At 65.6% G+C, this 6,600-nt stretch carries 9 protein-coding genes and 1 pseudogene; 4 read left to right on the top strand and 6 right to left on the bottom strand.

Annotated features, from left to right (window positions below):
• Positions 1–17: 17 nt before the first annotated feature.
• Positions 18–140 carry a sugar transferase gene (locus H7290_RS07355; RefSeq protein ID WP_366927606.1) on the top strand — a complete coding sequence of 41 codons (123 nt, stop codon included), beginning with the start codon at positions 18–20 and terminating at the stop codon, positions 138–140.
• Positions 141–283: 143 nt separating this feature from the next.
• Here the strand turns inward: H7290_RS07355 and H7290_RS07350 are convergent, their stop codons facing one another.
• The gene (locus H7290_RS07350) at positions 284–643 is read right to left on the bottom strand and encodes a DUF6788 family protein (RefSeq protein WP_290513372.1); all 360 of its coding nucleotides are present in this window, start codon (positions 641–643) and stop codon (positions 284–286) included.
• Positions 644–747: 104 nt separating this feature from the next.
• Between H7290_RS07350 and H7290_RS07345 the strand changes: the two genes are divergently transcribed.
• Positions 748–1,557 carry an IS5 family transposase gene (locus H7290_RS07345; protein ID WP_290513371.1) on the top strand — a complete coding sequence of 270 codons (810 nt, stop codon included), beginning with the start codon at positions 748–750 and terminating at the stop codon, positions 1,555–1,557.
• Between the two features lie 474 nt (positions 1,558–2,031).
• On the opposite strand, the gene H7290_RS07340 is transcribed toward H7290_RS07345, so the two are convergent.
• The gene (locus tag H7290_RS07340) at positions 2,032–2,673 is read right to left on the bottom strand and encodes a hypothetical protein (protein WP_290513370.1); all 642 of its coding nucleotides are present in this window, start codon (positions 2,671–2,673) and stop codon (positions 2,032–2,034) included.
• Here H7290_RS07340 and H7290_RS07335 point away from each other — a divergent pair.
• On the top strand, positions 2,666–4,141 hold the full coding sequence (locus tag H7290_RS07335) for a DUF4012 domain-containing protein (protein ID WP_290513369.1): 1,476 nt from the start codon (positions 2,666–2,668) through the stop codon (positions 4,139–4,141). The genes H7290_RS07340 and H7290_RS07335 overlap by 8 nt on opposite strands.
• Positions 4,142–4,350: 209 nt before the next feature.
• On the opposite strand, the gene H7290_RS07330 is transcribed toward H7290_RS07335, so the two are convergent.
• The 4 genes from H7290_RS07330 to H7290_RS07315 form a co-directional block, all read right to left on the bottom strand.
• Positions 4,351–4,584: a hypothetical protein gene (locus H7290_RS07330; RefSeq protein ID WP_290513368.1), complete on the bottom strand. Its 234-nt coding sequence runs from the start codon at positions 4,582–4,584 to the stop codon at positions 4,351–4,353.
• Positions 4,547–4,999, bottom strand: coding sequence for a hypothetical protein (locus H7290_RS07325; RefSeq protein ID WP_290513367.1), 453 nt, complete (start codon positions 4,997–4,999; stop codon positions 4,547–4,549). Before H7290_RS07325 ends, H7290_RS07330 begins: the two co-directional genes overlap by 38 nt.
• A 23-nt stretch (positions 5,000–5,022) precedes the next feature.
• Positions 5,023–5,394, bottom strand: a complete 372-nt coding sequence (locus H7290_RS07320) for a hypothetical protein (protein ID WP_290513366.1) — start codon at positions 5,392–5,394, stop codon at positions 5,023–5,025.
• A gap of 110 nt (positions 5,395–5,504) precedes the next feature.
• On the bottom strand, positions 5,505–6,008 hold the full coding sequence (locus H7290_RS07315) for a hypothetical protein (RefSeq protein ID WP_290513365.1): 504 nt from the start codon (positions 6,006–6,008) through the stop codon (positions 5,505–5,507).
• 38 nt (positions 6,009–6,046) lie between these two features.
• Here H7290_RS07315 and H7290_RS07310 point away from each other — a divergent pair.
• A pseudogene (locus tag H7290_RS07310) lies at positions 6,047–6,403 on the top strand (DUF6308 family protein); the annotation flags it as partial.
• Positions 6,404–6,600: the final 197 nt, after the last annotated feature.

The raw sequence follows: 6,600 nt of genomic DNA, 5'->3' as shown, positions 1-6,600 counted from the left end.
TCAACGGACGCAGCGACCTGACCTGGGAAGAGTCGGTCCGCTTCGACCTCTACTACGTGGAGAACTGGTCGGTCATGTCCGACCTCATGATCCTGTGGCGCACCGGCCGCGCCGTCCTGCGCAGCTCAGGCGCCTACTGACACATCTTCACGCTGCCCAACTGCTCAAATGAACCCTGAGCACAGTAGGACCTATGCCGTCGCCTCGACCCCTGGGCCCTCTGCGGGAACGAACCTTGTCATCCGTCACAAAAAGTGAGTAAGAGCGCGCGCAGATAGGCCGGTCAGGGGTTTGGCTGTGCGGGATCGTTTTCGACTTGTCGGAGAGCCAGGGCCTCGAACTCGGAGACGAGTTCACGAAGCCTGCGGGAGTTGTCCAGCAGCGGTCGCAGGCGTTCTGCCTGCGCCGAGTCGAGGGTGCGAGTGACGGTCTTGTTGTCGACTTTTCGGGTCCAGGTCAGGTATGGGCCGTGCAACTGAGGCGGGTCGCCGTGACATGTGCAGCCGGTGTTTCCGCAGCGGGTCCGTCGTTCGACCAGGCTGCCAGGTAACGGCAGTCCCAAGGCTGCAATCTCAGAGGTGATCTTGGCCCTGCGGCGCTCGATCGTTGCGAGTCCGACACGTTTGCCGGTTCGGTTCGTCATCCCACACCTTCCTGCTTGAAGTAGCCATACTTGAAGTATCAATACTTCAGGTCAATGGCTCCAAACTAGCAAGAGGACCCTTGCTCGCGCTCGATCCCCGCGTCGTGGACGCAGTCTGGGCCGCCGTCCAAGGCCACCTACCGCCACGACCGCCAGATACCCACCCACTGGGCTGCTACCGACCACGGGTCCCCGACCGCGACTGCTTCACCGGGATCCTGCTCCGGCTGGTCACCGGCTGCTCCTGGGACGTTGCCGCACGGCTCACCCCCGCAGTGGAGACCACCTTGCGCAACCGGCGCACCGAACGGCTCAACGCCGGCGTCTTCAACAAGCTCGTCGAAGAGTCCATCGCCGGCTACGACAAGATCATCGGCCTGGACCTGTCCGAAGTCGCCGTCGACGGCAGCCTGCACAAGGCACCGTGCGGTGGAGAAGGGACAGGCCCCAATCCGACAGACCGGGCCAAAATTGGTTGGAAGTGGTCCGTGGCCACCGACCTGTTCGGGATCCCGATCGGGTGGGTCATCGACGGCGCCAACCGCAACGACAGCATCCTGCTCGCACCCACCCTGCAAACCGTCGCCGACCGCGGCCTGCTCACCGATGTCGAGACACTGCACCTGGACCGAGGCTACGACAGCTTGGTCACCACACAACGCTGCCAAACCCTGGGACTGACCGACCTGATCGTCGCCAAGAAGCGTCGCAAGGGCGAACCCAAGATCAAGAAACCACTCACTCTGGGCCTGCGATGGCCCGTCGAACGCACCAACTCCTGGCTATCCAACTTCGGTCAACTCCGCCGCAACACGGACAGGTTCAGCCCCCAACGCCTCGGTCAGATAGCCCTCGCCATCACCCTCATCCTGACCGTGAAACTCGTCAAATGGGCCAAACGCTGGACCGACTAGAAGCGCCTATCTGCGCGCGCTCTAACAACACATTCCGGTCGGGGGGCTTGCGCAGTTGTCCAATGCAGCCAACAATCGTCTGCGACGGACAAATTTGCTCGCACCAGACGAAGGCAAAGGCGCCCACGACACCAGCGCGAAACGGGATCAGCCAGGGGGCTTGCAGTGAACCAGCAAAGCATGGAATTCGTTGTCTGGCTTGGGGTTGCGGTGCTCGCCCTCATCTTGGCCAGCCTTAGCCTGTGGCACACTCGCCGCGTCATGAACCGGCCCCAGCAGAGCGAGGCCGGGGGCCGATCCATTGCGTCCGCAGTGGCCAAGCAAACCAGATCCGTCACGGCCCGACGACTCCCGGGGCGCCCAGCGGCGACCCGGCCAGGACGTTAGTGACGGCGCGTCGGCTTTCAGCCAGCACCGGCACCAGCACCTGAAGATCCGAGCGGCGAGTGCCCCGCCTGCGCCGGCCTTTCAGGTTTACGGGTGGGCCACTGCCCAGGCGGCATCTGCCGCGGCCTGAGCCGTCGCGGCCGCGGCAGCCGCAGCATTGGCGGCGGTGAGGTCGGCGGCGGCTTTGGCGTTGGCCTTGGTGAGGTTTGCCGCCGCCAGGGCGTTGGCTGCGGTCAGGGCAGCCGCAGCAGCCGCATCGGCGGCAGTCTGCCCGGCCGCGATCAACGGCACCACCGGGATGGCGACCGCGGGCACCGCCGGACCGGCGGGAGAGGGTGAAGCAGGACTCGCCGGCGCCGAGGGCCCTCTCGTCGGAGACGCCTTACCTGTGCCGGGCAGGCCGGAAGCGCTGGACGAGGCCGCGGCGGGAACCGCGTTGGCTGCCAGTGACCTCGGGACGCCCAGGGGCACCGCGGCGCCGGCCTGCCCCGCCTCCGGCAGACTCGCGGCAACGGCGAACCGCCTCAGGGAGGTCGCCGGGTGGCTCATCACTGCCGGGGTCGGGTGCGGTGACGGCGCCGCCTGCTGAACCGGCGCGCCAGCCGAACGCTGCAGCGCCTCAGCCGCCACAGGGGAGCTGAAGGAGCTGCCGACCAGGACACCCACCAGGGCGATGCTCAGGGCGCCGCCCACCAACGGGGCCCGCCTCTCCCCCACCCAGGTGACCACCCGATCCGCGACAGCCTGGCGCACCGGTGGCAGCGGCTCCCGGCGCCAGGTCGGCTCGAAGGACGTTGGCGGCCTCAACCCGCGCACCTTGCGCCGACCCGACGGCAGTGTCGACGTCTCACGCATCGCGGCCGTGGCACCTGCTGTAGCCTCCGCGTCGGCCAGCGTGGCCCAGACCACAAGAACCATCAACGGACTGCCGCGACACACCTGGCTGGGCTCCATCGACACCACCAACGTCGACGCGCTCAGCCAGATCACCGCCCTGGACGACACCCTGAAGGCCGCCGACCTCGCTGTGCGGATCATGCCGGCGAGGCTGGGAGCCGACAGCCCGAAGCGGTACTTCCTGGCGTTCCAGAACGAGGCCGAGGCCCGCGGCACCGGCGGGTTGCCGGGCGCCTTCGCCATCGTCGAAGCCAACCACGGCACAGTGCGCTTCACCCGGATGTACAGCGACGCCACGATGAGTGGCGTCGCCGCCACCGTGGACTTCGGACCCGACTATCACGACCTCTATGACGGCGCAGGCACGACAACCCTGTACGGCAACGGCAACCTGAGCCCGAACTTCCCCTACGCCGCGCAGATCTGGGCATCCATGTGGAAGACGCAGAGCGGGCAGGCAGTCGACGGCGTCATCGCCGTCGACCCCACCGCACTCAGCTACCTCCTGGCCGTCACAGGCCCGGCCACGCTGCCGGACAAGTCACAGATCAGCGGGGCCAATGCCGTCGCTCTGACCCAGTCCACCAGCTATGCGAAGTTCCCGGGCATGAACGCGGGCGCGATTGCGCAACGCAGGGCCTACCAGCTTCAGGTCGCCTCCGCCGCCAGCGTCAAGATCCTCGCCGCGCGCGGCGAGCCGACAACACTGCTGCGAGCAGCCGGCAAGGCTGCCGGTGAACGACGCATCCTGGTCTGGAGTGCCCACCCAGCCGTGCAGGCAGACCTGGCGCAGACCGCCGTGGCCGGAATCATCCCCACCACGACAGCGCCCTACGTCGGCCTGTCCCTGGTCAACGACGGTGGCAACAAGCTCGACTACTACCTCGACCGGTCACTGACCTGGAAGCGCACCGGCTGCGGAGCCACCCGGCATACAAAGGTGACGATCACCCTCACCAACAACGCGCCGGCGGCTGGTCTTTCCACGTACGTGACGGCCCGCGCCGACGACCGCACCTACCCGATCAAGCCTGGAGACAACCGCCTGGAGGTGAGCTACTACGCGACCCAGGGGGCAGAGATGCAGGCCGTGACGGTCGCGGGTCACCCTGGCACCAGCCGGATCGGTCTCGAGAACGGACACCCCGTGTATACCGTCGACCTTGAGCTGCCTCGCGGCACGTCGCGAACGATCGTGCTCCAGCTGAGCGAACCCGCCAGCAAGCTCGCACCGATCGTGCTGCGTCAACCCCTAGTGCGTCCCCTGAACGTCACGCTCAAAGGCGCCCTCTGCAACTGAGCTGCACCAGTCGGAGCTGACTCCGCGGCCTCGGGGGTTTGCGACCCGCTGACCCAGCGACGGCTGGCCAGACAGTACGACGTGGTGCTGATCGACACCCCTGGCCTGCTCCACGTCACCCACGCCGCGATCCTGGCAACCAATCACCGAAGCTGATCTGGTAGATCTGGCCCGAGTCAAACCCCGGCATGACTTCAGCACGCTTCGACTCACGTGCCGTCGTAGCTGTGGACGACCTTCCATCGGTCGGTCAGGGTCCGTACGTCCTCCAGGGTGAGGTTGATGAACGCAGACCGATTACGCAGAATCGTCAGCGCCTCTTTGTCCGGCCAGGACATGACGACGAGCAGGTCGTTGACGGGGCGCCCGTTGGCCCTGGCGTAGCTGAGCAGGATCTCCCTCTGGTCAGCCGGCGCGGTGGTGCCGGGGATCCGGCTGCGCAAGGAAACTCCGAGATCGAGGCCACCAAGGCGTTGCACGTCGGGGTCGAAGGCAGCTGCCGAACACGACCAGCTCGGTGATGTCGGTCAGGTGCGACTCGTCGGCGTTGAACCGCTTGGCACGGTCGATGACGCCGGCGAGAAGGCGCTCTGCGGTCGCCCGGGTGATCGGCCGGTTGAAGCTGGCCTGGGCCAGTGCGCCGCCCTTGATCGTGGACTCCCACCAGGTCTCACCGTGACCGTCAACGCTATGAAGCTGGAGGTATCCGGCATCCTCGAAGGCGCGGGCGACCTGTGCGCCGGTCCGGCTGTCGATATCGATCCAGGAGCCGATCAGGTCCTCTGGCTGCGCGTCGTCGAAGTGGCGCAGCAGGTCCCGAGCGTCGGTTTGCGGGAAGGCCGGCGACCTGGTCGCCACGGTTCAGGCGCATGACGACACACTCAAGGCAACGTCGGCTGTGAGAGGTCAGGCCCGGCCGCTGGTAGTCGCGGCAGCATAGCGGTTTGTAGGCGCGCAAGTGGTGGCTCGACGTCGAAAGGCAGCGCCTCCAGGATGAACGCCTGAGGAGTTAGCCCCGGAAAACCTTGCGCCCAGCCGTACAGTTCCATGCCAGCAGCGGAGGGGGCAACGTTGAGAACAAGTGGATACGGGGAGTCAGGACTATCCGGTTCACGTCCGCCGTGGGCGTATTGGTCCTGCACCAGACCCTGACGGTGAAGCCCAACTATGGCGTGGTTGAACACTCCGACGATTTCCCGATCGTCGTCCTCAACACCAATGGCGTCGATGATCTCGTTCAGTTCGACATACATGACAGCTTGGAGTCTTCCCTGGGTCGTGCCTGGATTGACATTACTCCGACCCTGCAGGCGGATCGCCCATCCACGGTAAAGAAGGTAGTGAAGGCGTATCTGTGCCGCACTCAGGCCTGTGACCAGATCCGACCATGCAACAGCGCGGTCATCCCGTCCGCTGGGTGTTCGGCTACCCGCGAGGAGGCCTCCGAGGTAGTCCGCCATGACCGCGTCATCGCAAAAAGACCCCCTTCGAGGAGACGATGAGCGACGCGGGGGTGCACGCTTCCTGATCGTCCGGGCTCGCGGGCCTTCTTCTCGGAGCGGGATACGATCTTGCTGAGGTTTCGGAGTCGGTACTCCGTGTACCGACCGAGTTCTTGGCCCAACACATCGGCCGCGGGGCCAAGTACTCGAGTCAGAAGCCCGTTGGTGGTCTTGACGCCCTCTGAACCGGCGTTGGTCGCAACCGTGACCAGAGCAACTGTAAGTGGATCCACGCTAGCCACCGTACCGTTGAGCCCGAGCGCGACCGAGAGGCCGACGCGCCAGGGGTGGGGGGCGATGACCTCGATCGTCTGCTGGCCAGCCACCTGTCCATGAAGGAACCCGGCCCCTCCGGTCTTCAGCATCAGTCTGTGAGGAGTGCCAGACTCACGCCGACGCCGACACCATGTCCGCGATGGAGGAGTTCTATCGAGCGGTCAAGACCGGGCTGTCGTCGTCCGCGGCGCGCAGACCCAACCCGTGGGTGACAGCCAGTAAACTGTGTGCGCGCAAACGCCCCTCGCTGTTTCCGGTACGCGATCGCAATGTCTGCAGCCATCTCGGCATCCTCGAGCTGGATGATTTCAGGGCTGATTGGCAGGTCTTCCGTGCCTTGGTCCAAGACCCAGAGGTCGGAGCAGCGATCGACCTCCTGCCCGAGCGCACTCGAGAGGTCGGTGTCGGCAGGCTGATGGCCCTTGATATCTCCAGGCTGCGGCTCATGGACGCGGCACTGTGGACCTATACGGTCTGGTACTGACAATCTCTGGACAAGAGGTTTCGACTGAGGCGCCTCCCCCGCCCATAAGTGGAACTAGGTTGTGCCGGCCACGGACCCGGAGTAGGTCCAAGTGAACTGGACGCCGGTGGGCTCAACCGCCGTCAACCGATTCAGACTTTGAGCAGCTGGGACACACGCTGTCGGGAGACGCCCAGGATGATCGCCGCGTCCTGCTG

Source organism: Aeromicrobium sp. (genome assembly GCF_014378035.1).
Classification (GTDB): domain Bacteria; phylum Actinomycetota; class Actinomycetes; order Propionibacteriales; family Nocardioidaceae; genus Aeromicrobium.
The sequence above is the reverse complement of the archived record's forward strand: the minus strand, read 5'-3'. Positions and strand labels throughout refer to the sequence as shown.

Bases quoted from the DNA above. Each gene is read 5' to 3' on its own strand.
- H7290_RS07320 (WP_290513366.1), bottom strand. From the start codon at position 5,394: ATGTATGTCGAACTGAACGAGATCATCGACGCCATTGGTGTTGAGGAC.
- H7290_RS07315 (WP_290513365.1), bottom strand. From the start codon at position 6,008: ATGCTGAAGACCGGAGGGGCCGGGTTCCTTCATGGACAGGTGGCTGGC.
- H7290_RS07350 (WP_290513372.1), bottom strand. From the start codon at position 643: ATGACGAACCGAACCGGCAAACGTGTCGGACTCGCAACGATCGAGCGC.